At 60.6% G+C, this 26,657-nt stretch carries 24 protein-coding genes; 5 read left to right on the plus strand and 19 right to left on the minus strand.

Going from position 1 to position 26,657, the window contains the following annotated elements; genetic code table 11:
• The first annotated feature begins 69 nt into the window (after nucleotides 1-69).
• Both H8S57_RS00915 and H8S57_RS00920 read left to right on the plus strand, forming a co-directional pair.
• Nucleotides 70-270 (plus strand): hypothetical protein, encoded by a 201-nt coding sequence (locus H8S57_RS00915; RefSeq protein ID WP_007713156.1) that lies wholly within the window; start codon nucleotides 70-72, stop codon nucleotides 268-270.
• Between the two features lie 57 nt (nucleotides 271-327).
• A complete protein-coding gene (locus H8S57_RS00920; RefSeq protein ID WP_186906190.1) occupies nucleotides 328-1,557 on the plus strand; it encodes a site-specific integrase in 1,230 nt (409 codons plus the stop codon).
• A gap of 167 nt (nucleotides 1,558-1,724) precedes the next feature.
• Here the strand turns inward: H8S57_RS00920 and lysS are convergent, their stop codons facing one another.
• The 3 genes from lysS to H8S57_RS00935 all read right to left on the minus strand — a co-directional run bounded on the left by lysS (nucleotide 1,725) and on the right by H8S57_RS00935 (nucleotide 4,577).
• Complete coding sequence (gene lysS / locus H8S57_RS00925) at nucleotides 1,725-3,230, minus strand: lysine--tRNA ligase (RefSeq protein ID WP_186906191.1); 1,506 nt, start codon at nucleotides 3,228-3,230, stop codon at nucleotides 1,725-1,727.
• A gap of 17 nt (nucleotides 3,231-3,247) precedes the next feature.
• Entirely contained in the window at nucleotides 3,248-3,721 is a 474-nt protein-coding gene (gene greA / locus H8S57_RS00930) for a transcription elongation factor GreA (RefSeq protein ID WP_186906192.1), read from the minus strand.
• Between the two features lie 145 nt (nucleotides 3,722-3,866).
• Nucleotides 3,867-4,577 (minus strand): hypothetical protein, encoded by a 711-nt coding sequence (locus H8S57_RS00935; protein WP_186906193.1) that lies wholly within the window; start codon nucleotides 4,575-4,577, stop codon nucleotides 3,867-3,869.
• Between the two features lie 194 nt (nucleotides 4,578-4,771).
• Here H8S57_RS00935 and H8S57_RS00940 point away from each other — a divergent pair, with 194 nt between their 5' ends.
• Entirely contained in the window at nucleotides 4,772-6,346 is a 1,575-nt protein-coding gene (locus H8S57_RS00940) for an alkaline phosphatase (protein WP_186906194.1), read from the plus strand.
• 272 nt (nucleotides 6,347-6,618) lie between these two features.
• Nucleotides 6,619-7,797 carry a YibE/F family protein gene (locus H8S57_RS00945; RefSeq protein ID WP_186906195.1) on the plus strand — a complete coding sequence of 393 codons (1,179 nt, stop codon included), beginning with the start codon at nucleotides 6,619-6,621 and terminating at the stop codon, nucleotides 7,795-7,797.
• A gap of 247 nt (nucleotides 7,798-8,044) precedes the next feature.
• On the opposite strand, the gene H8S57_RS00950 is transcribed toward H8S57_RS00945, so the two are convergent.
• From H8S57_RS00950 to H8S57_RS00980, 7 genes are all read right to left on the minus strand, one after another.
• A complete protein-coding gene (locus H8S57_RS00950; RefSeq protein WP_186906196.1) occupies nucleotides 8,045-9,475 on the minus strand; it encodes a MerR family transcriptional regulator in 1,431 nt (476 codons plus the stop codon).
• A gap of 90 nt (nucleotides 9,476-9,565) precedes the next feature.
• The gene (locus H8S57_RS00955; protein ID WP_186906197.1) at nucleotides 9,566-10,693 is read right to left on the minus strand and encodes a S41 family peptidase; all 1,128 of its coding nucleotides are present in this window, start codon (nucleotides 10,691-10,693) and stop codon (nucleotides 9,566-9,568) included.
• An 82-nt stretch (nucleotides 10,694-10,775) separates the two neighbouring features.
• A complete protein-coding gene (locus tag H8S57_RS00960) occupies nucleotides 10,776-12,038 on the minus strand; it encodes a murein hydrolase activator EnvC family protein (RefSeq protein WP_369807578.1) in 1,263 nt (420 codons plus the stop codon).
• 186 nt (nucleotides 12,039-12,224) lie between these two features.
• Entirely contained in the window at nucleotides 12,225-13,115 is an 891-nt protein-coding gene (ftsX, locus tag H8S57_RS00965; RefSeq protein ID WP_186906198.1) for a permease-like cell division protein FtsX, read from the minus strand.
• Nucleotides 13,099-13,791: a cell division ATP-binding protein FtsE gene (gene ftsE, locus H8S57_RS00970; RefSeq protein ID WP_186906199.1), complete on the minus strand. Its 693-nt coding sequence runs from the start codon at nucleotides 13,789-13,791 to the stop codon at nucleotides 13,099-13,101. The genes ftsX and ftsE overlap by 17 nt, the downstream gene beginning before the upstream one ends.
• Before the next feature lie 70 nt (nucleotides 13,792-13,861).
• On the minus strand, nucleotides 13,862-14,953 hold the full coding sequence (locus H8S57_RS00975; protein WP_186906200.1) for a PucR family transcriptional regulator: 1,092 nt from the start codon (nucleotides 14,951-14,953) through the stop codon (nucleotides 13,862-13,864).
• 186 nt (nucleotides 14,954-15,139) lie between these two features.
• Nucleotides 15,140-15,850 (minus strand): pseudouridine synthase, encoded by a 711-nt coding sequence (locus H8S57_RS00980; RefSeq protein ID WP_186906201.1) that lies wholly within the window; start codon nucleotides 15,848-15,850, stop codon nucleotides 15,140-15,142.
• A 287-nt stretch (nucleotides 15,851-16,137) separates the two neighbouring features.
• On the opposite strand from H8S57_RS00980, the gene H8S57_RS00985 reads away from it, so the two are divergent.
• Nucleotides 16,138-16,614: a DUF4830 domain-containing protein gene (locus H8S57_RS00985; protein ID WP_186906202.1), complete on the plus strand. Its 477-nt coding sequence runs from the start codon at nucleotides 16,138-16,140 to the stop codon at nucleotides 16,612-16,614.
• Nucleotides 16,615-16,985: 371 nt separating this feature from the next.
• On the opposite strand, the gene H8S57_RS00990 is transcribed toward H8S57_RS00985, so the two are convergent.
• The 9 genes from H8S57_RS00990 to H8S57_RS01030 all read right to left on the minus strand — a co-directional run bounded on the left by H8S57_RS00990 (nucleotide 16,986) and on the right by H8S57_RS01030 (nucleotide 26,648).
• A complete protein-coding gene (locus H8S57_RS00990) occupies nucleotides 16,986-17,498 on the minus strand; it encodes a hypothetical protein (RefSeq protein ID WP_186906203.1) in 513 nt (170 codons plus the stop codon).
• A 30-nt stretch (nucleotides 17,499-17,528) separates the two neighbouring features.
• Nucleotides 17,529-18,377 carry a mechanosensitive ion channel family protein gene (locus tag H8S57_RS00995; RefSeq protein ID WP_256176214.1) on the minus strand — a complete coding sequence of 283 codons (849 nt, stop codon included), beginning with the start codon at nucleotides 18,375-18,377 and terminating at the stop codon, nucleotides 17,529-17,531.
• Between the two features lie 367 nt (nucleotides 18,378-18,744).
• The gene (gene tuf / locus H8S57_RS01000) at nucleotides 18,745-19,944 is read right to left on the minus strand and encodes an elongation factor Tu (RefSeq protein ID WP_186906205.1); all 1,200 of its coding nucleotides are present in this window, start codon (nucleotides 19,942-19,944) and stop codon (nucleotides 18,745-18,747) included.
• A 150-nt stretch (nucleotides 19,945-20,094) separates the two neighbouring features.
• Nucleotides 20,095-22,200, minus strand: coding sequence for an elongation factor G (fusA, locus tag H8S57_RS01005; protein WP_186906206.1), 2,106 nt, complete (start codon nucleotides 22,198-22,200; stop codon nucleotides 20,095-20,097).
• Between the two features lie 15 nt (nucleotides 22,201-22,215).
• Nucleotides 22,216-22,686 carry a 30S ribosomal protein S7 gene (gene rpsG / locus H8S57_RS01010; protein ID WP_186906207.1) on the minus strand — a complete coding sequence of 157 codons (471 nt, stop codon included), beginning with the start codon at nucleotides 22,684-22,686 and terminating at the stop codon, nucleotides 22,216-22,218.
• A 222-nt stretch (nucleotides 22,687-22,908) separates the two neighbouring features.
• Nucleotides 22,909-23,331, minus strand: coding sequence for a 30S ribosomal protein S12 (gene rpsL / locus H8S57_RS01015; protein ID WP_186906208.1), 423 nt, complete (start codon nucleotides 23,329-23,331; stop codon nucleotides 22,909-22,911).
• A gap of 96 nt (nucleotides 23,332-23,427) precedes the next feature.
• Nucleotides 23,428-23,673, minus strand: a complete 246-nt coding sequence (locus H8S57_RS01020) for a ribosomal L7Ae/L30e/S12e/Gadd45 family protein (RefSeq protein ID WP_186906209.1) — start codon at nucleotides 23,671-23,673, stop codon at nucleotides 23,428-23,430.
• Nucleotides 23,674-23,936: 263 nt separating this feature from the next.
• Nucleotides 23,937-25,286, minus strand: coding sequence for a YfcC family protein (locus H8S57_RS01025; protein WP_207723642.1), 1,350 nt, complete (start codon nucleotides 25,284-25,286; stop codon nucleotides 23,937-23,939).
• Nucleotides 25,287-25,424: 138 nt separating this feature from the next.
• A complete protein-coding gene (locus H8S57_RS01030; protein ID WP_186906211.1) occupies nucleotides 25,425-26,648 on the minus strand; it encodes a M20 metallopeptidase family protein in 1,224 nt (407 codons plus the stop codon).
• Nucleotides 26,649-26,657: the final 9 nt, after the last annotated feature.

Below are 26,657 nucleotides of genomic sequence, written 5' to 3' on the forward strand. Positions count from 1 at the left end.
GTTTTTGTTGAAAACCTTTCCCTACAAACAGTAGAGGATATATGTAATTGCAAATAAAGGAGGGCAATTATGGAGAAAAGAAAACCCAATGACCTTTCGCCTGAGCAGTGCTTGGCGGTAGATACGGAATCGCTCTGCAAGCTGCTCGACTGCGGGCGGCACACTGCCGTTCAGATCGGCGACCTTGCCCATGCTCGCATCACCATGAATTCTCGTGTCCTTTGGAGCGTTCAGCGCGTAAAGGAATATCTTTACGAGATTTCATGCTGACAGAATCCTGCCCACCAGGGGCGCAACAGCACACCAACCATCGGGAGGTATCAATTTATGCCCAAAATTAGAAAAGACAACAAAGGCCGCAATCTCCGGCCAGGCGAAACCCAGCGTTCAGACGGCAACTATATGTTTGTCTATATGCTGGGGAAAAAGAAAAAGTACATTTACGATACTGACTTAGCCGCTCTTCGCGCAAAAGAAAAGCAACTCACGAAAGATGCCGATGACGGCGTTCGTACCCAAGAGGCCATGAAAATCACCCTAAATGACATGTTCAAAGTTCTCATGGATACGAAACTCCAGTTGAAGGCTTCCACGCGGGCAAATTACGAATACCTTTGGAGCAGTTATATTAAGGACGAGCCATTTGCTAACACTCCGCTGCCCAATATTCGTAAAAGTGATATCCTGACATTTTACACTAAGCTTTTGAAAAAGGGCTTTGCAATCAACTCGCTGGAAAGCATCAATAATCTGGTTCATCCCGCACTTGAATTGGCAGTCGATGATGACTATATCCGAAAGAACCCCAGCAAGGGTGTTTACCGTTCTCTAAAATCCGAGGGAAGCGGAAAGCCTGCAAAAACAAGGATTGCGTTGACCAAGGAGCAGCAGAAGAACTTCCTGCGCTTCATTTCCAAATCGCCGATGTATAGTCACTGGCTGCCCGTCATGGTCGTGCTGCTTGGTACGGGACTGCGTGTGGGAGAGTGTACTGGGTTAACCAAAAACGATGTGGATCTGGAGAACAACACTATCTCCGTGAATCATAACTTGATTTATCGGGTCATTGATGGGAAAGCAGACTTTCACATTACTACTCCCAAAACGGCAAGCGGTACTCGCACTATTCCCATCCTGTATCCGGAGGTTGCCGAACAGCTCCGTGCGCTGATTGAAGTGATGGACGCCTTGTATCCGGAGGATCTCGTGATGAATGGATATCATGGTTTCATCTTCCGAAACCGCTCTGGTTACTTTCTCAGTGCCCACAACATCAACCGGGCCATTGAGCGCATCTCCATCGCCTACAACGCCGAAGAAATGGATCAAGCAGAATTGGAAGACCGTGAGCCGAGTCTATTGCCTCATTTCAGCGTACATAATTTACGGCACACCTTCTGCACCAGACTTTGCGAGAGCACAAACGACATTAAGTTCATCCAGCAAGTAATGGGACATGCTGATTTCTCCACCACCATGGACATCTACACCCATATCACGCAGGAAAACATGAAGGAAAAAGCAGAAGTGATCAAGGGCAATTTGGTGCTGATGTGAAAATTACAAAAAAGGGCAAATCCGCATCTCAAACGCGGATTTGCCCTTCATTTTGGCCCGTCTGGTGTCGTCTGGTTTCAAGCAAAAGTTGTAAAAAAGTTGTAGTTGTAAGCCCCTTTTACTTCATCTTGTGCTGTCCGCTTCCATCAGGCACTACATATTGTGTTTTACTTGTCCAATGGCTTCATTGTGGGGAACAGGATCACGTCCCGGATGGAGTCGGAATTGGTCAGCATCATGACGCAACGGTCAATGCCGATGCCCATGCCGCCCGTGGGAGGCAGACCATACTCCAGGGCGGTGATGAAATCCTCGTCCATCATACCGGCCTCGTCGTTGCCCGCGTCGCGCAGGGCGATCTCGTGCTCGAAGCGGCCCCGCTGGTCAATGGGATCGTTGAGCTCGGAGAAGGCGTTTGCAAACTCACAGTGGTTGATGAACAGCTCAAAGCGCTCCGTCAGGCGGGGGTCCTTGGGAGAGCGCTTGGTCAGGGGGGAGACCTCCACCGGATACATGGTGATGAAGGTGGGCTGGATCAGCTTCTCCTCCACCCGCTGGTCGAACGCCTCATACAAAGCGGTGCCCCAGGTGCGCTCGCAGCCTTCCAGGTCGACGCCCGCGGCTTCCACGGCTTTGCAGGCCTGCTCGTCATCCGAGACGGCGTCGAAGTCCACGCCCACATAGTCCCGAACGGCGTCGATCATGGTCAGCCGCTTCCAGCCGGGCGTCAGGTCGATCTCCTCGCCCAGCCAACGGACGTTGTAGCCGCCCAGGATATCCTTGGCGGCGGTGGACAGAACGCCCTCGGCAATGTCCATCATATCATGGAAGTCGGCATAGGCCTCGTAGAGCTCGATGGTGGTGAATTCCGGATTGTGCTTGGGGTCCATGCCCTCGTTGCGGAAGATGCGGCCGATCTCATACACCCGCTCGAAGCCGCCCACCACCAGGCGCTTGAGGTGCAGCTCGGTGGCGATGCGCATATACATGTCGATGTCCAGCGTATTGTGATGGGTGATGAAAGGCCGGGCGGTGGCGCCGCCGGAAATGGTATTGAGGACCGGGGTCTCCACCTCCAGGTAGCTGCGCGCGTCCAGATAGGCGCGCACATGCTTGATAAAGGCGGTGCGGATCTGGAAGGCGCGGCGCACGTCCTCGTTCATGATCAGGTCCACATAGCGCTGACGGTAACGGGTCTCCTTGTCGGTCAGGCCGTGGAACTTCTCCGGCAGGGGCAGCAGGGACTTGGAGAGCAGCGTCACCCGGCGGGCCTTCACGGAGATCTCGCCCCGCTTGGTCTGGAACACTTCGCCCTCCACGCCGACGATATCACCGATGTCGGTCTTCTTGAACTTGGCAAAGGCCTCCTCCCCCAGCTCGTCGATGCGCACATAGAGCTGGATGCGGCCTTTGACGTCCTGAAGATCACAGAAAACCGCCTTGCCCATGCCCCGCTTGGACATGATGCGCCCGGCCACGGAGACCGTTTTGCCCTCCAGGGCCTCAAAACCGGCCTTGATGTCGGCGGAGCGGTGGGTCACGTTGTACTTGGTGATCTGGAAGGGGTCCTGCCCCGCGTCCTGCAGCTCCTTGAGCTTGGAACGGCGGATCTGGCGCAGTTCAGACAGGGTTTCTTCCATGGGCTCGTTGACGTTTCTCTCTTCAGTAGACATGGTAGCTGCTCCTTACTTTACTTTTGAATCTCTAAGATCTGATACCTTAATAAACCGGCCGGCGCTTCCACGTAGACCTCGTCGCCCACGGCCCGCCCCAGCAGAGCCCGTCCAAACGGGGAGTCCTCGGAGATGCGGCCGTTCATGGGGTCGGCCTCCTGAGAACCCACCACCTGATAGCGCTCCTCTTCGTTGAACTCCAGGTCCAGCACCTTGATGCTGGAGCCCAGACGGACCGCGTTGGGATCCTGCTCGTGCTCTTCGATGACCACGCAGTTCTGCAGGATATTCTCCACCTCCGCGATGCGGGAGTAGAGTTTGCCCTGCTCGTTTTTCGCCTCGTCGTACTCGCTGTTCTCGCTCAAATCGCCGAAGGAGCGCGCCTCCTTGATCTGGTCGGCCACCTCTTTCTCGCGGACCGTCTTCAGATAAACGAGCTCCTTTTTGAGCTCCTCCAAGCGCTCAGCGCTCAGTTTGAATTCCTTCGCCATGTTGTTCGCGCACACCTTTCCTGTTATGCTTTCCGTCTGATTCTCTTTGGCAGAAACAGGTCTCCTGCCGACCTGCAAAATGCTGAAAGGATATGGTTTCTCACATTAATACGATATTATATGTAGTTTCCCCCATCCTGTCAAGTCAATTTGCTTCTAAAATTTGTATATTCGCAAGATCCAGACGTCCCTCCTCCCACAAAAGCGCCAGCAGCGGCAGCCCTTCCGCCGTCCGGCATTCCAGCCCGGGGGGAGGGCCAAGCGCCAGCGCGCCCAGGTCCGGGACCGCCCCAAAGAGCTTCAGCGCGCCGCGGACATCCGCCGCCGGGGCAAAGCAGAGCACGGCGTGGGGCGTTACCCCCGCCTCCGGCTCCACCACCGGCGCGCCGTAGGCGCAGCGCAGGTATCCCGCCAGCTCCCTTCCCCCCGCCGGAGCGTCGACGATCAGGGTACGCACATGCCGGCACAGCTGTTCGGCCGCCTGGAACAGGGGCCGGTTGACCCGCGTCCCCGCCAGAGACACCGCCGCCTGCCCGGGGGCGATCCCCTGCCGCTTCAGCGCGGCCAGGGCCAAGGGCGCGGCCAGGGCCTGACACAGGGCCGCGGCGCTCACGCGCTGCAGCCCCGCCGCCTCCAGCAGCGGCCAGCCCGCAAATCCCTCCTGCGCCAGCACCCGCCGCACCCCCGCCCGGCACAGCAGCTCGGCCGCACGTTCCAGCCGGCGCTCCAGCTTCCGCTGTGCCAGCGCGTCCGGTGCGGGTACCCCCGCCCGCAGCACGGTCATGCCCGCCAGCTGCGTCCGTTCCAGTACCGGCCGGCGCCCCCGCCTGTCCTCCCGCACCAGCCAGCCCACCATTCCCCATCACCTCGGGACAAGGATATGCGCGCCGCGATGGGATATGACCGCCCTTTTTTGCAGAAACTTTACCTTGCCTTACCACAGCTTTTCATTTCTTTACCCGCGCCTGGTAGCGCCCGGCGCTCCGCTTCGGGTATCATGGGGACTGTCCGCAAGACAAAGAATCGTATCTGTATTGGAGGAAAATCTGAATGAATTGGAACAGACCCCTGGCCGTTTCTCTGGCGGCCCTGACCCTGTGCGGCAGTCTGGCCGCCTGCAGCGGCGGCACCGCCGACAACGCGCAGACCAGCGCCCTCCCTGCCGCCGCCCCCGTGTCCCTCTCCGCCGCTTCCGCCCAGCCCGCACAGACGAAGGCCCCCAAGTACGTGTTCCTGTTCATCGGCGACGGCATGAGCTATCCCCAGATCCAGTCCACCGCCGATTACCTGGGCGCCCTGGCCGACGAGGACTACTTGAACGCTCAGCCCAGCCTGGACGACAACATGGGCGCCAAGCTGGACGGTCCTTCCTATCTGAATTTTATGAATTTTGAGACCGCCGGTTCCGCGGTGACCTTTGATTCCAACAGCTTTGCTCCCGACTCCGCCTCCACCGCCACCTCCATCTCCACCGGCCACAAGACCTATTCCGGTACCATCAACATGGACGAGACCGGCACCGTAGCCTATGAGACCATCAGCGAAAAGCTGAAGGATCAGCTGGGCTGGAAGATCGGCGTGGTCTCCTCCGTCAACCTCAACCACGCCACCCCCGCCGCCTTCTACGCCCACCAGCAAAGCCGCGGCAGCTACTATGAGATCGGTCTGGAACTGGTCGACTCCGGCTTCGAGTATTTTGCCGGCGGCGGTCTGCTCAAGCCCACCGGTTCCGACAAAAACAAGGAGAGCCTGTACGACCTGGCTGAGAAAGCGGGCTATAACGTGGTCACCACGCAGGCCGAGGCTGAGAAGGTCACCAGCGGCCCCGTCATCCTCATCGACGAGAACCTGGCCGATTCCAGCGCCATGGCTTATGAGCTGGACCGTACCGACGCCATGTGGTCTCTGGCCGATTATGTGGAAAAGGGCATCGAGGTCCTGGACAACGATAAGGGCTTCTTCATGATGTGCGAAGGCGGCAAGGTCGACTGGGCCTGCCACGCCAACGACGCCGCCTCCACCATCAACGACACCATGGCCCTGGCCGATGCGGTACAGGTCGCCATCGACTTCGCCAAGGAGCACGCCGACGAGACGCTGATCCTGGTGACCGGCGACCACGAGACCGGCGGTCTCACCATCGGCTTCGCCGGCACCGACTATGATACCTACCTGACCCTGCTGAACAGCCAGAAGATCTCCTACGCCAAGTACGACAGCGACTACGTGGCCGCCTACAAAGAGAAGAAGGCCTCCTTTGAGACCGTCCTGGCCGACATCGAAACGCTCTTTGGCCTGAAGACCCAGGGCAAGGAGGGCGACAAGCTGGTGCTCACCGAGTACGAGCAGAGCCAGCTCAAGGCCGCCTACGAAAAGAGCATCAACGGTACCGCCGCCAGCCAGTACGAGCAGGCCGAGTACGTGCTCTACGGCACCTATGAGCCCCTGACCGTCACCATCACCCACATCCTCAACAACAAATCCGGCGTCTCCTTCACTTCCTACAGCCACACTGGCCTTCCGGTCCCGGTCCTGGCCGAAGGCGCGGGCGCTGAGGTCTTCAACGGCTACTACGACAACACCGCCATCTTCAGCAAGCTTGCTGAGATGCTGGGTGTGAAATAAATCGCATCCTTCTTCCTCTCCTGCACGGACCAACCCACAGACACCGGGCGGGCCGCAGAAATGCGGCCCGCCCGGGTATTCTCGAACCGGCGGCTTTGCCGCTGATCCGGGAAAGCCTCGTCCCGCTGCGGAAGGCCCCCTGACGGGTTCCGAGCGCAGCCGCCCGCAGTACGCGGCCGTTGGCGGCTGCGCCGCTTTATGGGCGCGGTGCGCCCCTTTCGGGTGAACCCGGCGGGCCATTTGGTCCGCCTGCCAATTACAGAAGAAAAGGAATGTTGTCATTGAAGCTGCTGCACGACGGCGCCAAGCGCCGCTATTACGCCCCCGTGGCGGTCTGCCTGCTGCTGATCCTCCTGCTGGCGCTCCTGCCCACGGGCTTTGAGGGCGCGCTCAACTACCAGGGCAACGACCGCTGCGCAGCCCGGGTAGTGGCCGTGGACGATTCCGCCGTCGTGGACACCGGCCTGGTCCGCTCCGGAGAGCAGGCCTGCACGCTGGAACTGCTGGGCGGAGCGTTCAAGGGGCAGACGGCCACGGGCTACAATATGCTCAACGGCTCCCTGGAGCAGGATAAGATCTTCGCCGTCGGCGACAAGGCCCTGGTGGTCATCTCCTATCAGGGCGATACCATCCTCTCCATCAACATGATCGACCACTACCGGCTGAACTGGGAACTGGTGCTGGCTCTCTGCTTCGCGGCCCTGCTCATCTTCTTCGCCGGTAAGACCGGCATTCGGGCCATCGCTTCCTTCGCCCTTACCGTACTGATGATCTGGAAGCTGCTCATCCCCCTTTATCTGAAGGGCCACAATCCCATCCTCATCGGCCTGGCGGCGACTCTGGTGCTCACCGTGCTCATCATCGCCCTGGTGTACGGCTTCGACCGCCGCTGCGCCGCCGCCGTGTCCGGGGCCGGACTGGGGGTGCTGGTCACCTGTGTGCTGGGGATTCTGTTCACCAACGCCTTCCGCATCCACGGGGCGGTCATGGCCTATTCCGAAAGTCTGCTCTACAGCGGCTTTCCGGATCTGGATCTGACCAGCATCTTTATGGCCTCCATCTTCCTGGGCTCCTCCGGCGCGGTGATGGACCTGAGCGTGGACATCTGCTCGGCGGTGAACGAGGTGGTGGATAAACGCCCCGACATCTCCCGCCGGGATGCGGTGCGCTCCGGAATGAACGTGGGCCGGGCCGCCATGGGCACCATGACCACGACCCTTCTTCTGGCTTATTCCGGCGGCTTTGTGGCCCTGCTGATGGTCTTTATGGCTCAGGGCACCCCCATCTGGAACATCCTGAACTACAAATATGTGGCGTCTGAGATCATCCATACGGTGGTAGGGTCCTTCGGACTGGTCACCGTAGCGCCCTTCACCGCCCTCACCAGCGGCATGCTGCTGGCGGGCCGAACCCATACATCCGACTCCGGCAAACCAGAGGCGGCGGGCTAGGCCCGCCGCCTCTGGCGGTCGAAAAACCCTCCTGGAGAAGAGCCTGGCAGAGTTGAGTCGTCCGCAGGCGACGGGAGGAAAGGAAGTTCCGTCATTTCCGGCGACATGCGCGTCGGAAATGACACCTCTCATGACGGGCAGGGCGGCTTTTCTGCCAGAATCGAGCCCTGTCCGTCATGCATCCCTCTGTCGAAAAAGGCCAGAGGCCTTTTTCGACAAGCTGAGGCGGCGGGCTAAGCCCGCCGCCTCAGCTTGTTTTTTCCAGGGTAAAGACCAGGTGGAGGTAGGGGGCCGCTCCCTCCTGTGCGAAGAGGAATTCCGTTCCATCCAGGTATCCCCGCTGCTCTACCGATTGGGTAATGGTCACGTCCCCCGCCTGGAGGGTGTAGTCCGCAAAGCCCTGCTCGGCAATGGCGTCCAGCACGCCGCTTTTCATCCATGAGATCCCGTTATAGCTCTTCTGCGCGGCGCACAGCGCAATGGCCGCCAGCTGCTTCTGCACGGTATAGGAGCCGATCAGCTGGACCCCGCTCCGCTCTATCTCAATGCGCACACCGGTTACCTGTCCATCGGTGACGGTAAGCTGGTGGGCGGGCGTCGGGCCGCTGTCCCACAGGTCGATCACAACGCCGCCGTGCGGCGCTCCATCCCTCCATGTGCCGTCCGCCTCCATCCGCTCATCGGAGTCCAGCTGCAGAAAGCGGCTCATATCATTGACGTTGTCCGCGTACTGTTCCGGCGTCAGCGTCCCCCGGTGGATGGGCAGAAAGGCCTGCGCCGTCAGCACCAGGAGCAGTGCAAAAACCGCCGCCTCCGCAGCCACGTACCCCAGGCACCGGACGGCGCGATCGTCCTGGATGCGGTAAGCGGTCTCCGCTTCCCAGCTCAGGGCCTCCCCCCGCTCGCAGGCACGATAGCTCTTATAATTACGGTAGAGCTGGTAGATGGGGACCCCGCAGCCCATGCCCTGACAAAAGACGCCCCAAGTCCGTCGAAAGGCCGACCGGAAGCTCAGCTTCCGTCCGTTCCCGTCCCGCACCTCCAGGCCAAACAGTCCTTTGCCCGGGGTGGTCCCCAGGGTGCAGAGCAGCAGCGGCTCCACCCCCAGCATCAGTGCATAGCCGATATAGCGCTCCAGCAGGCGAACGAGCACATTGGGGTCCGGGTTCCAGCGCAGCACCAGCAGCTGCACCGCCGCCCACAGCAGGCCGTACACGCCCAGGTCCAGCGACCGGGCAAAGTACCGCCGCCAGGGATGGGAGACGGTGGGCAGCGCGTCGGTATCCAGGGTAAAGCGCCCCTCCCCCGCCGCAGGCCGGTCCAGCCGCTCCAGGTACCGCCGGGCGTCCAGCGCCTGGTATTCCGCCCCCTCCTGACGTATCTGCCGGCAGATACCGGCCGCCCACTCCAGCTCGGAGCGCTCCGCAGCCAGCTGCGCCTCCCGCTCCCGCAGCGCCGCATCCAGGGACAGCTCCCCCCGCTGCAGGCGCCGGATGGACTCCAGCGACAGGCCCAGCTGACGCAGCAGCTTGATCTTGCGCAGGGTGTCCGTGTCCTCCTCCGAATAATCCCGGTAGCCGTTTTTCTCCCGCCGGGGGCAGACCAGCCCCTCCTGCTCGTAAAAGCGGATGTTGGCCCGGGTCATGTCCAGCAGCGTCTCCAATTGGCTGACATTCATGGTATGCGCCTCCTTATCGGTCTCAGGATAAGGGATAAAGCGGGTTTACAGTCAAGCTTTTTTTCTCAAACGAAGGCGCAGGCCCGCCCGCTACGGTTTCAGCAGCTCCAGCGCCGCGTCCAGCTGGGCGTCTCCCTCTCCGGACGGCTCGACCTCCCGGTCCAGGGTGAGCCCGGCGCCGATGAGCGACTTCCCGCTGCCGGTAAAGTAGGCCCCGGTGGAGAGGGCCATGGCGCTGCCGCCGGGCAGCGGAAAGGTCTGCTGGGAATAGCCCTTGCCGCTGGTGGGCTCGCCCACGAGGACGGCCACGCCCCGCTCCTGCAGTTCCGCGGCGAAAAACTCGGCGGCCGAGTAGGTGTTGGCGTTGACCAGCACCGCCATGGGCAGGTCCACGCAGTCCGCGTCCGACTCCGTCACCGTCTCGTGCCCCTGCCGGTCCCGGCTGATGAAGATGGGCCCCTCGTTCAGCAAAAAGTCCAGCATATCGGTCAGCTCTGTCAGATAGCCGCCGCCGTTGTCGCGCATATCGAACACCAGGGCACGCGCCCCCTGCTCCTGGAGCGCGGTCACCGCCGCTTCCAGACGCCGGGCGCTGTTTTCATAGAAATTGGAGAGTTTTACATAGCCCACCTGCCCCTCCAGCAGTTCATACTCCACCGGGTCGCTGTCCAGGGCGGCCCGACGCACCTCCACCGTGCGCGTCTGACCGGTCTGAGCGCGCACCTCCAGCGAGAGGGTGCTCCCCGCCTCCCCGCGGATCCGGTCGGCTCCGTCATAGCGCGCCTCTCCCGCCAGGGACTGCCCGTCCACGGCGGTGATGAGCTCCCCGGCCAGCAGGCCGGCCTGCGCCGCCGGAGAGCCCTCCGTCACCTCCAAAATCAAAAGTCCTTCCTCCCGCTCGTAATTGACGGTAACGCCGATGCCCACATACTGGTTCTTCCGGCGCTGATTCTGGGCCTCATATTCCTCGGCAGTCAGATAGTAGCTCCACCGGTCCCCCAGTCCGTCCACCATCCCTTCCAGCGCCGCGTCTACCACCGCGGCGGTGTCATAGTCTCCCACAAAGCGGGTGTGGACCAGAAACAGGCCCTCCAGCAGGGCCAGGCCGCCCTGGCCCACCACGGCGCGCAGGGCCAGCAGGCCGCCGCCGGTCAGCACAACGGCAGTCAGGAGCACCGCCAGGATCAGCTGCAGGACGGAAAAGCGTTTTGTCTTCATGCTCAGGTTCCTTTCTGTCTAGGAAAAAGCGGGAGCGGACGGAGGGCCTTTGCCCTCCGCCTGCTCCCAACACACACATCCATCAGTAATCGCGTACAAAACTCATGGAAGTATATTTCCTCTCCGGGTTGATGCGGGTATAATTCTCCCGGATCTCCAGGTGCAGGTGGTTGCCGGTGGAACTGCCGGTGGTGCCCACATAGCCGATCACATCCCCCTGCTTGACCATTTGCCCCTCGGTGACGTTGCGGGAGCTCATATGGGCGTACAGGGTGGAGCTGCCGTTGCCGTGGTCGATGACCACATAATTGCCGTAAGAGGAATGCCTGGCAGAGGTGACCACCTGACCGCTCTTGGCCGCCAGGATCGGGGTTCTTGCCGGGGCGGGGACGTCAATGCCGGTATGGCTGTGGGCCTTGTTGGTGATGGGATGGATGCGGTAGCCAAAGGCGGAGGTGAGCCGGTTATAGCCCGGCAGGGGCCACATGTAATTGCTCTCCGTGTCGATGGTGATATTGTTCTTCCGCCGCTCTTCCGCCAACGCCTTCTGCTTTTTGGCGATCTCCGCCTGGATCTCGGCGGCGGCTGCGCTCTCCGCGTCCAGCTGGCGGTTTACCTCCGCCATGTCCGCATTGATCTGATCCAGCAGCTTCTGGGCTTCCGCCACCTTCTCCTGCTGCTCGGCCTTTTTGGCCTCCTGCTGGGCCCGCGCGTCCTCCTGCTCAGCCCTGGCGCTCTCCAGGTCGGCCTTGATGGACTCGATCTGCCGCCGCGTCTCCACCAGCTGCTCCATAACGGCGTTGTCATAGTCCATCACGTCGTTGATGTCGGCCAGACGGTCCAGCATGTCGGAGAAGCTTTCGGCGTTGAACAGAATGGACCAGTAGGAGACATTTCCATCCTCCTCCATCGCCCGCACCCGCTTGCAGAAGAGCGCGTACTGCTCCTCCTCCCGGGCCACGGCCTCCAGCCGCTCCTCCTCCTTCTGCGCGATCTCCCCGTCGTAATAGACGATCTGCTGATCGATATTGTCGATCTCCGCCTGAATGGCATCCAGCTGCCGGGTCAGGATCTGCCGCTGCTGCTGGGCCTTGGCCTGGTCGTCCTTGACCGCAGCCAGCTGCTCTTTCAGCTCCTGCTGGCGGGCTTTGCTCTCGCTTTGTTCGGCTTTCAGCGCGTCGATCTCCGCCTGGGTCACCGCCCCTGCGCCGCCCAGGATCATGGTGAACATGGGCAGCAGGAGCAGCAGCGCCATGCACGCCGCCAGCACGGCCACGATCACACGCCGCCAATCGGTCTTCTGCTTTTTTTGCTTTTGAGGCTGCTTTTGCTGTTTTTTTGTCACGATGGTTCTCCTTTTGATCCGTCCGATTCCTACTAATATTCAATCAAAACGGCTTAAGCTGCTTTAACCGCGCAGAGCGCACTGAATATTTGTGAGACAGGCCTTGCGTCCCGCGGGCACAAACCCGGCGCACACGCCGGCGGGGCGCGGTTCCATTCCCATCATGACGGGAATGGAACCGCCGTATCAAACCTGCAAAAACTTTCGAATCGCCAACACCGAGCCGCCAACACCGATGACCAGGCCCGTACCGGCAAAAACCCCCAGCACCCGCAGCGCCATGGGCTGGAAGGGCAGCACCGTGATCAGGGCGATGGTGTCCGATGTGGTGATCGCGCTGCCCACCAGAGTGTATACGCCCCACTCCAGGAAAAAGGCCGCCACGGCTCCCGTCAGCCCCAGCAGCATGCCCTCAAACACGAAGGGCCAGCGGACAAAGGAGTTGGTGGCGCCGCACATCTTCATGATGGCGATCTCCTCCCTGCGGTTGAAGGTGGCCAGCTTGATGGTATTGGAGATGATGAAGAGCGACACCAGCAGCAGGATCACCACCAAAATGACGGCTACCGCCCCCGCGATGTTGCGCACCACCACGAAGCCCTCGGCGATCTCCAGCTCGGCCCGCACCTTGGCGATGCCGGCCGTGCCTTCCACCTGCGCCACGGTATCTTCCATCCGCTGGATCTCGTCCACATGGATGCGGTAGCGGTCCCGGTAGACCGTGGCGGGCAGGCTTGCAAAAAGCTCGTTATCCGCCTTGTCCGCCGCAAAATTTTCCTGTGCTTCCTCCTTGCTGACAAAGGTGGCGGAGGCCACGTTTGGGATGGCCTCCAGCGTGGCCTGGAGGGCCTGGGTCTGCTCCTGCGTGTAGCGCTCGTCCACGAAAGCCGTAAACTCATTTTCCCGCTCCAGGTCCCCCAGCATATGGTCCACATTCACCGCCACCAGGGTGAAGGAACCCATGATCAACAGGCAGCAGACGATCATGCATACCGCGGCAAAGGACATAAAGCCGTGGGTGAAGATGCTGCGGAAGCCTTCGGAGAGGAAATATCCGAAATCATATCGTTGTTTCATCGTTGTAATACCCGCCCGTCTCGTCGCTGATGACCCTGCCGTTCTCGATGGCAACCACACGCTTGGCAAAGCGGTTGACCAGTTCCTTTTCGTGGGTGACCACCAGTACGGTGGTGCCCAGTTCGTTGATCCGCTCCAGCAGCATCATGATCTCCAGCGAGCGCTGGGGATCCAGATTGCCGGTGGGCTCATCGGCAATGATCATCTGGGGATTGTTCACCAACGCCCGTGCAATGGCCACCCGCTGCTGCTCGCCGCCGGAGAGTTCGGTGGGACGGCACGCCCCCTTCTGATCCAGCCCCACCAGCTCCAGCACATAGGGGATGCGCTTGCGGATCTCCCGGGGAGCGGCCCCCACCGTGCGCATGGCAAACGTCAGGTTCTCCTCCACCGTCTTTTTTTCGATCAGCCGGAAGTCCTGGAAGATGACCCCCAGGGTGCGCCGCATGTAGGGCACCTGGCGGGGGCGGATGTTGTTCAGGTTGTACCCGTTGACCATCAGCCGCCCGGCGTTGGGCGCGATCTCGGCGGTAATGAGCTTGATGATGGTGGACTTTCCGGAACCGGAGGGGCCCACCAGAAAGACGAACTCCCCGTCGTCGATGCGGAAGCTGACCCCTTTCAGGGCCTTGGTACCGTTATCGTAAGCCTTCTGGATGTCGATCAAACGTATCATGTATGTACCTCAAAAAATTGACAATTGACAACGTTGCATTGTCAATTGTCAATTTTGATCTCTATCATCGTCAGGATTTGATTCCTCTGGAGAGGAGGTATTTCTTCACCATCAGGGCCACCTTGAAGGTAATGGCGTCGTCGAATTCCCTCAGATCCAGGCCCGTGAGCTTTTTGATCTTCTCCAGGCGGTACACCAGGGTATTGCGGTGGACGAAGAGCTTGCGGGCCGTCTCAGACACATTCAGGTTGTTTTCAAAGAACTTGTTGATGGTGAACAGCGTTTCCTGATCCAAAGAGTCAATGGGGTTCTTCTTGAAGACCTCCTGGAGGAACATCTCGCACAAGGTGGTGGGCAGCTGATAGATCAGCCGTCCGATGCCCAGATTCTCGTAATTGATGATGGACTTCTCAGTGTCGAAGACCTTGCCCACGTCGATGGCCACCTGGGCCTCCTTGTAGGCCCGGGCCAGCTCCCGGATGTGGGTGACGATGGTGCCGATCCCGATGACGATCTTGACGTGCAGCTCCTCGGTGACGGTCTCCTCGATCTGGCGGGCCAGCTTATACAGGTCCTTGCCCTCCGTGGCGTCGGAGAGCTGCTTGATCAGGGCCACGTCGGTCTCGCTGATGGAGAGGACAAAGTCCACCTGCTTGTCGGGGAACATGCCCTGTACCACGTCGATCAGGGCGGGTTCCGTGGTCTCCACCTGACGGATCAGGAAGACCGCCCGGGGCGCTTCGGAGATAAAATGCAGCTCCTTGGCCCGCACATAAATGTCGCCCAGCAGGATATTGTCGGAGATAATGTTTTTGACAAAGGTCGCCTTGTCGTGCTTTTCCTCATAATAGGTCTTCGCGCCGTTGAGGGCCACGGTGGCCATGGTGCACAGGGTACGCGCCTCCGCGTCGTCCCCCTTGGCAAAGGCGGCGTAGTCGAACTGGGACCCCCAGCCCTGCAGGGCCTTGAAGGTGCGCCCCTCGTAGCGGACGACGCCGCCCTCACCGGCGTTGACCGCTTCCACGGCTGCAGGCCAATGCTCCCCGATACAGCTCAGTTCGTTGCAGGCCACCACCGTCCCTTCGGAATCGATCACACCAATGGCCCGGTCTGTGCTGTCCTTCATCTGCAGGACAACGCTTTGAAACACTCTGCTGGACATAAGCGATAGCCTCCCTTTTTCTGATTCCTCTGCATTGAGGGGCTTTGACGACACACTCGTTGTCCCTTATTATACCGGGTCTTTTCGACCTTTTCAATAGGTTTTGAAAAGTTTTTTGTGGAAATTGCCGAAATACTCTGAAACACAGAGACCAAGGGCCGGATCGCAGGACCGCCGCCGCCCGGTTCAGTCCCCTGCATCCCGCAGGGCGGCGCATTCCGCCGGCGTCAGGTACCGCCACGCCCCCTTCTCCAGCGCCGGGTCCAGCTTCAGCGCTCCCATGCTCAGCCGCTTCAGATAGACGACCTGCTTATATTGGGATGCCACCATACGCTTGATCTGGTGGTACTTTCCCTCCTGGATGGTCACCAACGCCTCTTCCGGACAGTCCAGCCGCTCCAGACGGGCGGGCAGACAGTGCAGGCCGTCCCGCAGCACCATACCGGCGGCAAACGCCGCCTCATCCGCCCCGTCGAAGGGCCGGTCCGCCCGGACAAAGTAGGTCTTATCCACATGCCGCCTGGGGGAAAGCAGCCGGTGGGCCAGGGGGCCGTCGTTGGTGAGCAGCAGCAGGCCTTCCGTATCCTTGTCCAGCCTGCCTACCGGGAAAAGCCCCATCCGGCGCAGATGCTCCGGGAGCAGTTCCATCACCGTGGGCCGCCGGGGGTCTTCGGTAGCGGAGAGCAGCCCGGCCGGCTTGTGGAGCATCACATAGGCCCGCTTTTCCCCGGAAATAATCTCCCCGTCCACCGCGAAGCAGGCGCCGGCCTCATATTTCTCCTCCGGCGCGGCGGCCGCCGCGCCGTCCACCGTCACCCGGCCCTGACGCACCAGCTCCCGCGCCTCTCTGCGGGACCAGCGGCCCGTATTGGCCAAAAGCTTATCCAATCGCTCCATATCACACCTCAACCTCCGTTTCACCGCGGCACGTCCGTTCCGCTCGCCCTCGCGCTTCTAGTTGTCATGCTGCGGCGGCTGCGCCGCGCGGACGACGCCTCTCCGACTGCGCAAGCCGTCCTGCGGCGCTTGCGCGCCTCCGGTCCGTTTGCTTCGCTGCGCGTCTTCGTCCGCTGCTCCGCTCGCCTTCGCGCTTCTGGTTGTCCTTTTTCGATTATTTTATCATAGACCTTCCGAAAAAAACATACAGATTACCACGACTGTTTTTCGGAAGGGAGCGTTGCGCTGTGTTTATCTTCACCGCCAAGGTCCATCGCGGGCGCCTCGCGGCCGTGGCGGCAGCGGCCGTCGTGGTCTGCGGCGTACTGGTGGCGGCCGCCGTATTACAAAACGCCCAAGGGGCGGCAGTCTCCACTGCGGCCAGCCCAAAGGGAATCAAGACCGGAGAAGACCGGATCGCCTATCTGGAGAGCTATGGCTGGACCGTAGCCCCGGAGGAGGTCTCCGTGGAGGAACTGGTCATCCCGGAAGCATTCGACGAGACCTATGGTCAGTATCTGGAGCTGCAGTCCTCTCAGGGCTTCGACCTGACCCAGTACTGCGGCAAGCGGGTCAAGCGCTATACCTATGAGATCACCAATTATCCAACCGGCGAAAGCGGCATTCTGGCCGGACTGCTCATCTACAAGAACACCGTAATCGGCGCGGATGTGCTCTCTCCCCAGCTGGGCGGCTTCATCCACGGTTTGGAAATGCCTGCATGAAAGGCAAACGCGGCGCTCGCCAGAGCGCCGCGTTTGAGCCTCTCGAAAAGTGGCTTTGCCACTTTTTCGAGAAGAAATACACGAAATTTTCACCTCGATTTCTTACAAAATTGTCGGCGAAAATTTCGTGAGAAGTGTCCGTTCCAAGGCACATGTCCTTGGAACGGACGGGATTTCCTTTTATTCCGCCGCCTGCGGGCGGCGGGACTCCCTGCGGGAGGGCCTTTTTCGACCGCTGAAACGCGGCGCTCGCCGGAGCGCCGCGTTTGAGTTGGTCAAGAAAGTCTTGCAGGCTCCTGCGCTCATAGGTGCAAAGTAGGGTCCGGGCACGTACACGGCGGAGCCTGCTCCTCAGCCCACACGGGACAGCCTCAACGCTGAAGGGAATCGGACGCCTTATACAGAAAGACCAGATAGAGGATCCCGCCCACCAGCTGTACGATAACGGTGACGACGCTCACCGCCGCAGCCAGGACATTGATGAAGGGGATCAGCGCCAGGATGGTGCACACGATGCTGACGACCAGACATCCTGTGTAGATCTTCCAAACCGTCTGCGCCCGGGCCGCCTGCTCCGCATCGCCCTTTTCACAAAGCAGCTCTGCGCTGGTGGTGCAGATCATATAGACCATAACGACGCTGAGGATGCTCACCAGGATGCTCAGCGGGCCGAGGAACACACAAAGAAGGCTGACAACAATGTTTACGATCGCGATGGTGAAGGCCGTCTTATAGCCCGGATGTGCTTTGGACGCCGTATTCAGCCCCACCAGAGTCACGATCAGGCCAATCAGCCCTACAAAAGGGATAAAGCTGAACAGGCAGACAATCTCCCCGATAAACATGGTCTTCAGGCCACGGCCTGCCGTTGTGTAATCCGTCATTTTGTTTTTCTCCTTTCCCAACACGCCCGTTTATTTCCTATGATCCACCATGTGCACGTTCAGGTGGTTATAGGTCATCTCAATGCCCGCACGGTCAAAGGCGGCCTTGACCTGCTCCAGCAAGTCGAAATACAGCGCCCAATAATCCTCCGTGGCACACCAGACCCGCACGGTATATTCCACGCTGCTGGCCTGATAGGCTGAGACCCGCACAAAGGGCTCCGGCGTAAAAAAGGCCTTCGGGTGGGCGCCGATCACATCCCGGATGCAGGCGGTCACGCGCTCGGGCGCATCGTCATAGGAGGTGTTGAAGGTCAGATCCACCCGGCGTTTTTCTTCTGTGCTGTAGTTGACGATCTTTTCCCCGGAAATCTGCCCGTTCGGGATGGAAATGATCTTGTTGTCGATGGTGCGCAGCTTGGTATATACTAACCCGACCTCTGCCACGGTGCCGCCGACCGAGCCCACCTCAATGTAATCGTCGGCTTTGAAGGGCTTGGATACCAACACCTGGATGCCGCCCGCCAAATTGGACAGGGACCCCTGGACCGCCAGCGTGATGGCCAGGCCCAGCACGCTCAGGACTGCGATCAGGCTGGTCATGGGAATTCCGATATAGCCCAGCACCAGACAAATGGTGATAATCCAAAGAAAAACCCGCAGAGCGGCGCGTACGAAGGTATGCAGGCTTTTTTCCACCTCCAGCCGCCGGAACGTGCGGTCCAAAAGCCGGAGCAGTACCTTCATCACCACCATACAGGCCAGCAGCAGGAGCACGATCGTTGCGATATGCCACAGGTCCAAGCCCTTGATCGCCCCTACCAGCGTCTCGAACGCCTCCTGAGTCTCCTCGGTAGAGGCCGTCAAATTTGTGAGCACGCGTTTTTCTCCTTTCCGTTTCACCGCTTACATGTAATGCGCACCAGGCAAGGCCGCAGGCCTTGGACGCCTCGGCCCGCAGATCCCGTTCCGGTGTCCCGGCATAAGGATCTGACGCAGTGTTATGCGATATCCTGTGCCCTTCACGGACGCAGTTTCTGCGGCAGAGTCTGCAGAAGAGCGCGCAGGGCGGCTTCTTCCGCAGACCTTATTGTAGCACACCGCGCCCAAAGGAACAAGGCTGTTTTCGCTCTGCCTGTACGATAGGGCAGGAATCGGCGGTACCCCGGGCCGGCAAGGGACAACACGCCTGCCGGCAAGCAAGCGGGGCGGCCCGGAAGGGCCGCCCCGCTTTATGATGCCTGGATTACTCCTCGATGTCGATGACGACGCCGGAACCAACGGTACGGCCGCCCTCGCGGATAGCGAAGCGCAGGCCCTTCTCGATGGCGATGGGGGTGATCAGCTCCACCTTCATGTCGACGTTGTCGCCGGGCATGCACATCTCAACGCCCTCGGGCAGGGAGATGACGCCGGTCACGTCGGTGGTACGGAAGTAGAACTGAGGACGATAGTTGTTGAAGAAGGGGGTGTGACGGCCGCCCTCGTCCTTGGACAGAACGTAGACCTGGCCGGTGAACTTGGTGTGCGGATGGATGGAGTTGGGCTTGCAGAGGACCTGGCCGCGCTCCACGTCGGTCTTGGCAACGCCGCGCAGCAGGGTGCCGATGTTGTCGCCGGCCTCAGCAAAGTCCAGCAGCTTGCGGAACATCTCGATGCCGGTGACGACGGTCTTCTTCTTCTCGTCGCTCAGGCCGACGATCTCGACTTCCTCGTTCATCTTAATGATGCCGCGCTCCACACGGCCGGTGGCCACGGTGCCGCGGCCGGTGATGGTGAACACGTCCTCGACGGGCATCAGGAAGGGCAGGTCGTCGTTACGGGCGGGGGTGGGGATATAATCGTCCACCGCGTCCATCAGTTCCTTGATGCAGGCAAAGTCGGGATCGTCCACGCCGCCCTCGCAGGTCAGAGCGTTCAGAGCGGAACCCTTGATGATGGGGATGTCGTCGCCGGGGAACTCGTACTTGGACAGGACCTCACGGACCTCCATCTCGACCAGCTCCAGCAGCTCCTCGTCGTCGACCTGATCGCACTTGTTCAGGAACACGACCATGGCGGGCACGCCCACCTGACGGGCCAGCAGGATGTGCTCACGGGTCTGAGCCATGGGGCCGTCGGTGGCGGCGATAACCAGAATGGCGCCGTCCATCTGAGCAGCACCGGTGATCATGTTCTTGATATAGTCGGCGTGGCCCGGGCAGTCGACGTGGGCATAGTGCCGCTTGTCGGTCTCGTACTCCACGTGAGCGGTATTGATGGTGATGCCGCGCTCGCGCTCCTCGGGGGCCTTATCGATGCTGGAGTAGTCCTCGTACTGAGCCTGGCCCTTCAGAGCCAGATACTTGGTGATTGCGGCGGTCAGGGTGGTCTTGCCGTGGTCAACGTGGCCGATGGTGCCGATGTTGACATGGGGCTTGGTACGCTCAAATTTAGCCTTAGCCATTTGGATGTTCCTCCTTAAATACACGTATTACATGTTTTATCGTCACAATAATGCGAAGATATTTTATAGCATTGCAGTGTAAAATGCAATACTTTTATTGCAGAAGACGCCCTGCACACAGCGCACGCGCCTCGGCGTCACGCTGTGCGCTTAGTCTTCCTTCCGCCCGCGCTCGGCGATGATCTTCTCGGCAATGCTCTTGGGGATCTCCACATAGCTGTGGGGCTCCATGGAGTACTGGCCGCGGCCCTGGGTGCTGGAACGCAGGTCGGTCGCATAACCGAACATGTTGGCCAGCGGCACCAGAGCGTCGATCTGCGTGGCGCCGGGACGGCTCTCCTGGCCCTGGATCATGCCGCGGCGGCCGTTCAGGTCGCCGATGACGTTGCCCAGGTACTCGTCGGGGACGATGACGGAGACCTTCATGATGGGCTCCATCAGCACAGGGTTGGCCTTGCGGCAGGCCTCCTTGAAGGCCATGGAACCGGCGATCTTGAAGGCCATCTCGGAGGAGTCCACCTCGTGGTAGGAGCCGTAGATCAGATGGACCTTCACATCCTCCACCGGATAGCCGGCCAGCACGCCGGCCTGCATAGCGCCCTGGATGCCCTGATCCACGGCGGGGATATACTCCTTGGGGATCACGCCGCCGGTGATCTCGTTCAGGAACTCGTAGCCCTTGCCGGACTCGTTGGGCTCCACGACGATCTTGACGTGGCCGTACTGGCCCTTACCGCCGGACTGACGGGCATACTTGGTATCCTGCTCCACCGACTTCTTGATGGTCTCCTTATAGGCGACCTGGGGCGCGCCCACGTTGGCCTCCACCTTGTATTCCCGCAGCAGGCGGTCCACGATGATCTCCAGGTGGAGTTCGCCCATGCCGGCGATGATGGTCTGACCGGTCTCTTCGTCGGTGTAGGTCTTGAAGGTTGGGTCTTCTTCCGCCAGCTTGGCCAAAGCGATTCCCATCTTCTCCTGGCCCGCCTTGGTCTTGGGCTCGATGGCCACGCGGATCACGGGTTCGGGGAACTCCATGGACTCCAGGATGATGGGGTGCTTCTCATCACACAGGGTGTCGCCGGTGGTGGAGTTCTTCAAACCGATGACGGCGGCGATATCGCCGGAGTAAACCGTCTCGATGTCCTCGCGGTGATTGGCGTGCATCTGCAGGATGCGGCCGATGCGCTCCTTCTGCTTCTTCGTGGAGTTCAGGACGCTGGTGCCGGTGTTCAGAACGCCGGAGTACACGCGCACGAAGGACAGGCGGCCCACAAAGGGATCGGTGGCGATCTTGAAGGCCAGCGCGGAGAAGGGAGCCTCGTCGGAGGCCGGACGCTCGTCCTCTTCCTCCGTATCGGGGTTCACGCCCTTGATGGCAGGGATATCCACCGGAGAGGGCATGAAGTCCACGATGGCGTCCAGCAGCTTCTGCACGCCCTTGTTCTTGTAAGAGGTGCCGCAGGTCACGGGGACCAGCTTGTTTTCAATGGTGCCGCGACGGATCGCCTTTCGGATCAGGTCCTGGGGAATGGGCTTCTCCTCCAGGGCCAGCTCCATGATCTCGTCGTCCAGATCGGCGCAGGCGTCGATGAGCTTGGTGCGGTATTCCTGAGCCAGCTCCAGCATGTCGGCGGGGATCTCTTCCACGCGCATATCCTTGCCCAGCTCGTCGTAATACACGTCGGCGTCCATCTCCACCAGGTCGATGATGCCCTTAAAGGTCTCCTCGGCGCCGATGGGCAGCTGGATGGGCACGGCGTTGCACTTGAGCCGGTCATGGATCATGTCCAGCACGTGGTAAAAATCGGCGCCCATGATGTCCATCTTATTGACGTAGATCATGCGGGGGACCTTGTAGTGGTCGGCCTGGCGCCACACCGTTTCGGACTGGGGCTCCACGCCGCCCTTGGCGCACATGACGGTCACAGAACCGTCCAGCACGCGCAGGGAGCGCTCCACCTCCACGGTGAAGTCCACGTGGCCCGGGGTGTCGATGATGTTGATCCGGGTCTGGGGGAACTGATCCTTGGTGCCCTTCCAGTAGCAGGTGGTGGCGGCGGAGGTGATGGTGATGCCGCGCTCCTGCTCCTGGGCCATCCAGTCCATGGTGGCGGTGCCGTCATGGGTCTCGCCGATCTTGTAGTTGACGCCGGTATAGTAAAGAATCCGTTCGGTGGTGGTGGTCTTGCCGGCGTCGATGTGGGCCATGATGCCGATGTTGCGGGTATTTTCTAAGCTAACTTTCCTAGGCATACTTTAACTCCTTAATTACCAGCGGTAGTGCGCGAAGGCCTTGTTGGACTCGGCCATCTTATGGGTGTCCTCGCGCTTCTTCACCGCGGAGCCCAGGTTGTTGGCGGCGTCCATGATCTCGCCGGCCAGACGCTCCTTCATGGTCTTCTCGCTGCGGGCGCGGGAGTAATTGGTCAGCCACCGCAGGCCAAGGGTCTGCCGGCGCTCGGGGCGCACCTCGATCGGCACCTGGTAGGTGGCGCCGCCCACGCGGCGGGCCTTGACCTCCAGAGACGGCATGATGTTCTCCAGGGCGGTGGTGAACACGTCCAGGGGGTCCTTCTCGGTCTTCTCCTTGATGATGTCGAAAGCACCGTAGACCACCTTCTGGGCCACGCCCTTCTTGCCGTCCAGCATGATGCTGTTGACCAGCTTGGTCACCAGGACGGAGTTATACAGCGGGTCGGGCAAAACCTCCCGCTTGGGTACGTTTCCTCTTCTGGGCACTTTGCTTCCCTCCTTCATAGTATGATTTCATAGGTACTCGAACGGCCGGGGCCGCCCGTGTAAGACAAGTGCCTGCTTGTCCAGTGCCTCGCGGGAAACGCACCTATCATATAGGTAAGCGCTTCTGCAAGGACAACTGCCTTGCGCTTCCAGCGCAGAAAGTCTTGTAAAATGGGTCCGGACGGCCGTACGCCGCCCCTGGGTGAACTAATTTCCGCGAAATTACTTCTTGCCGGCCTTGGGTCGCTTGGCGCCGTACTTGGAACGGGCCTGCATACGGCCGTTGACGCCCTGGGTGTCCAGCGTGCCGCGGATGATGTGGTAGCGAACGCCGGGCAGGTCCTTGACACGGCCGCCGCGGATCATGACCACAGAGTGCTCCTGCAGGTTGTGGCCCACACCGGGAATATAAGCGGTCACTTCGTAGCCGTTGGTCAGACGCACACGGGCGATCTTACGCAGCGCGGAGTTCGGCTTCTTCGGGGTGGAGGTACGAACGGCGGTGCACACACCTCTCTTCTGGGGAGAAGGCAGGTCGGTCTCGCGGTTCTTCAGGGTGTTCAGGCCCTTCTGCATGGCAGGAGAATTGGACTTGTAGGTCGCGGCCTGGCGGCCCTTGCGGACGAGCTGATTGAACGTAGGCATGGTTTTCCTCCTTTCTTCGGTTCTGAATGATATATTTTAACGAAACGGCAGGAAATTATTCCTTGTTCCGCTAAAATCAAGGAAAATGCGGCGGGTTCAGCCCCGCAGCAGCGCGCACACGGCGCAGCCCACGGCGATGCCGCAGGCGCGGCCCAGCTCCTTCATGGAGCCGGAGCGGCGGACGGGCACGCCCTTTTCCGCGCACAGGGCCTCCACCGGCTGGGTAATCCGGGGGTCGGCATCCTCCGCCAGAAATACCTGCGCGGCCGTTCCGTCCTGGACGGCCCGCCTGGTCTGCTTTACGCCGACCACTTTGGCCCCCTGCTTCCGTTCCGAGAACATCCGGTATGCCCCCCATCTCTTGATTTGCAAGGGAAAGCGGGCTTTTCGCCTCTCTTTCCCAGCCCCGGCAGGCACACCTGCGCAATTTGGAATTATAACATAGCCCCTATATGAAGTCAAGTTGAAAATGGCTAGAAATCATCAGGGTTTGCGCCCTGCCGACCGTTGAAACTGACGGGGGGTGCCGGTCTGCGAAAAAGCCCGGAGAGCGGCGCGCGTACGCAGCGCCGCTCTCCGGGAAATTGGGGAGGCCCGTTTTCGGTTCAGAAGGGCCCGTAGCCGATCTGGTTTGCAATGACGATCAGGATGAATCCGGCTGCGATGAGACAGGCATAGATCTTCCACGCAAACTTGAACCAGCGGCCGTAATCCATGCCGCACAGGGAGAGCTGCAGCAGGGAGGCGGTGGGCCAGAAGGTGTTGGTGAAGCCGTCTCCGTACTGATAGGCCAGCACCATGACCTGCTGGTTGATCCCCAGCACCTGTCCCAGGGGGCTGAGTATGGGCATCATGACCACGGCCTTGCCGCTGCCCGAAGCCACGAAGAAGTTGAAGCAGGTAACAAAGACGTAGACGATGAGCAGGGTAATGACGGGGCTCTTGCCCTCCATCAGGCCGGACATGCCGTTGATGATGGTGTCGGTGATATTGCCCCTGCTCAGAAGGACGGACACCGCCCGGCTCAGGCCGATGACCATGGTGGGGGCGATAACGCCCGCTATGCCCTTGCCGAACTCGGTGCAGGCAGCGGAGACGTTGATGCGGAAAAGGATCACGCCGATGATGGTCACCGGAAAGTAGATCGCGGTAATCTCCGGCAGGCCCCAGCCCCACCGGAGGGAGCCCGCCACGCTCAGCACGATGGTGGCCAGGAAGAGGAGGATCAGGACGACGCGCTTGCCGCCGAACTCCAGTCCCTCTTCAAACTGCATGGGCGCGGTCTGTTCCTGAAGGTAGTTGGCCCCCATGACGCTGTGCATGGAGTCCTTTTTGATCTTGACGCAGTAGCGGACCAGGAAGAAGAGCGCGATGAAGTAGAATATCACCAGGCCCACGGCCCGGAGCCCAATGCCCGAATACATGGGCAGTCCCACCAGGGTCTGGGACACGCCTGTGGTATAGGGGTTGACCATACCGCAGGTAAAGCCTACGGCGGTGGAGAGCAGGATCACGGCGGTCCCCACCATCTTGTCATAGCCCAGGGTGATAAACAGAGAGATGATGATGGGGTAGAAGGGATACAGCGCGTCCAGATAGCCGATGACGCCCAGGCCCACGAACAGAGTGAAAAACAGCACGACCATGACCAGGCCCTTGCCATTTGCCTTTTTAATCAGGGCCTGGATACCCGCGGAGAACGCGCCGGTCATCTGGATGACCTGGATGCAGCCGCTGATGAGCAGCACGCAGCCGATGACGTTGGAACTCTCCACAAAGCCCTGGTGCAGAGAGGTGAAGAACCCCAGGAACGACACCGGCGTCTGTTCCACGTAAGCGAAGCTGCCGGGATCCACCGCGCCGTCCACGCGGGTATAGCTGCCGGCGGGGATCAGGTAGGTCATGACCGTGACCAGCAGCATCAGGATCAGGATGACCGCGTACACGTGGGGCATGCTGAAGCTTTTTTTCTGTTTCAATGTGTTGCCCATCATTTTACCTCCTCAAATAACTCCATGTCATAATCCGTTTTGCCGGTACACACTTCCGGCAGAGCGGGCTTGCGTCCTGACCGTCCGCGCGGCGCCGCGGCGTTACCGCTGCGCACGGCTTTTGAGCCATTCCACAGCGCAGTTGGCCAAAAGGGCGCTTCCCAAGGGCAGCGCGCTCTCGTCCAGCACCATGTTGGGGTTGTGCAGGGGGTGGCCCTCCGGAGCGCCTGCGCCCAGGAAGGCGTAAAAGCCGGGGACGTGCCGGGTCACGTGGCCAAAGTCCTCCGCCCCCTTCATGGGCGGCACGGGCCTGACGTTCTCCGCGCCCAGCACCTGGGCCGCAAAGGGCACGATCTCTGCGGAGAATCCCGGATCGCAGACCGTGCTGGGCGTCTTGAGCACCCGCACGGAGTAGGTGCCCCGCCACGCCTTGATGTAGTGATCAAGAATCTCGGGAACGCGCTCGATCAGGTGGTCATAGGCCTCTGGGCTGAGGGTGCGGAAGGACACCATGATCTCCGCCGTATCGGGGATGATGTTGGATGCCCGGCCGCCGTTGAGCGCTCCCACCGTCAGGGTGGCGAACGCCTCCGGGTCCACCTCCCGGGGGATGAGCAGGTTCAATGCGGAGCATACCTGGGTGGCGATATTCACAGGGTCCACCGTCTTCTGCGGCTCGGAGGAATGCCCGCCCTTGCCCTGGATGCTGACAATAAAGGTCGCCATGGCGCCGGAGGCCACGCCGGGGGAGTAATTCAGCTTGCCCACCTCCAGCTGGGGCCCCACGTGCAGGGCCATGGCGGCATCCACTCCGGGGTCTTCCAGCAGGCCGTCCTCCACCATGGTGCGGGAACCGTAGCCCATCTCCTCGCCGGGCTGGAACATCAGCTTTACCGTTCCAGGCAGCTGCTCCTCCATATCCTTGAGGATGCGGGCCGCCCCCAGCAGCATGGCGGCGTGGGCGTCATGGCCGCACATATGGGCGGCGCGGCCCTCGGCCGCGAAATCCAGGCCGGTGGTCTCCTCCATGGGCAGGCCGTCCATATCCGCCCGCAGCAGAATACAGGGACCGCCGCGGCCGATCAGGCCCACCACCCCGGTAGCGGCCGGGGCGTCCGGATACCCGGCGAAGACCATCTTCTCCCGGTCCTCCGGTTTATGGACGCCGCAGTCCCTGTGGCAGATCCCCATTTCGCCCAGCCGCTTCTTGACGTAGGCCGCCGTCCGGGGCGTGTAGACCCCCACCTCCGGCATACCGTGCAGGCAGCGCCGGTCGGCAACGATCTGCTCCCGGATGGCGTTTGCTTTTACCAGCATCTCATGCATCTGAACATA

It is taken from the genome of Lawsonibacter hominis, assembly GCF_014287895.1.
Taxonomy (GTDB): Bacteria; Bacillota; Clostridia; order Oscillospirales; family Oscillospiraceae; genus Lawsonibacter_A; species Lawsonibacter_A hominis.

What these genes read in the sequence shown, in the direction of transcription:
- H8S57_RS00915 (WP_007713156.1), top strand. Translation starts at nt 70, where the DNA reads ATGGAGAAAAGAAAACCCAATGACCTTTCGCCTGAGCAGTGCTTGGCG.
- H8S57_RS00920 (WP_186906190.1), top strand. Translation starts at nt 328, where the DNA reads ATGCCCAAAATTAGAAAAGACAACAAAGGCCGCAATCTCCGGCCAGGC.
- lysS (WP_186906191.1), bottom strand. Translation starts at nt 3,230, where the DNA reads ATGTCTACTGAAGAGAGAAACGTCAACGAGCCCATGGAAGAAACCCTG.
- greA (WP_186906192.1), bottom strand. Translation starts at nt 3,721, where the DNA reads ATGGCGAAGGAATTCAAACTGAGCGCTGAGCGCTTGGAGGAGCTCAAA.
- H8S57_RS00935 (WP_186906193.1), bottom strand. Translation starts at nt 4,577, where the DNA reads ATGGTGGGCTGGCTGGTGCGGGAGGACAGGCGGGGGCGCCGGCCGGTA.
- H8S57_RS00940 (WP_186906194.1), top strand. Translation starts at nt 4,772, where the DNA reads ATGAATTGGAACAGACCCCTGGCCGTTTCTCTGGCGGCCCTGACCCTG.
- H8S57_RS00945 (WP_186906195.1), top strand. Translation starts at nt 6,619, where the DNA reads ATGTTGTCATTGAAGCTGCTGCACGACGGCGCCAAGCGCCGCTATTAC.
- H8S57_RS00950 (WP_186906196.1), bottom strand. Translation starts at nt 9,475, where the DNA reads ATGAATGTCAGCCAATTGGAGACGCTGCTGGACATGACCCGGGCCAAC.
- H8S57_RS00955 (WP_186906197.1), bottom strand. Translation starts at nt 10,693, where the DNA reads ATGAAGACAAAACGCTTTTCCGTCCTGCAGCTGATCCTGGCGGTGCTC.
- ftsX (WP_186906198.1), bottom strand. Translation starts at nt 13,115, where the DNA reads ATGAAACAACGATATGATTTCGGATATTTCCTCTCCGAAGGCTTCCGC.
- ftsE (WP_186906199.1), bottom strand. Translation starts at nt 13,791, where the DNA reads ATGATACGTTTGATCGACATCCAGAAGGCTTACGATAACGGTACCAAG.
- H8S57_RS00975 (WP_186906200.1), bottom strand. Translation starts at nt 14,953, where the DNA reads ATGTCCAGCAGAGTGTTTCAAAGCGTTGTCCTGCAGATGAAGGACAGC.
- H8S57_RS00980 (WP_186906201.1), bottom strand. Translation starts at nt 15,850, where the DNA reads ATGGAGCGATTGGATAAGCTTTTGGCCAATACGGGCCGCTGGTCCCGC.
- H8S57_RS00990 (WP_186906203.1), bottom strand. Translation starts at nt 17,498, where the DNA reads ATGACGGATTACACAACGGCAGGCCGTGGCCTGAAGACCATGTTTATC.
- tuf (WP_186906205.1), bottom strand. Translation starts at nt 19,944, where the DNA reads ATGGCTAAGGCTAAATTTGAGCGTACCAAGCCCCATGTCAACATCGGC.
- fusA (WP_186906206.1), bottom strand. Translation starts at nt 22,200, where the DNA reads ATGCCTAGGAAAGTTAGCTTAGAAAATACCCGCAACATCGGCATCATG.
- rpsL (WP_186906208.1), bottom strand. Translation starts at nt 23,331, where the DNA reads ATGCCTACGTTCAATCAGCTCGTCCGCAAGGGCCGCCAGGCCGCGACC.
- H8S57_RS01020 (WP_186906209.1), bottom strand. Translation starts at nt 23,673, where the DNA reads ATGTTCTCGGAACGGAAGCAGGGGGCCAAAGTGGTCGGCGTAAAGCAG.
- H8S57_RS01025 (WP_207723642.1), bottom strand. Translation starts at nt 25,286, where the DNA reads ATGCCCCACGTGTACGCGGTCATCCTGATCCTGATGCTGCTGGTCACG.
- H8S57_RS01030 (WP_186906211.1), bottom strand. Translation starts at nt 26,648, where the DNA reads ATGCATGAGATGCTGGTAAAAGCAAACGCCATCCGGGAGCAGATCGTT.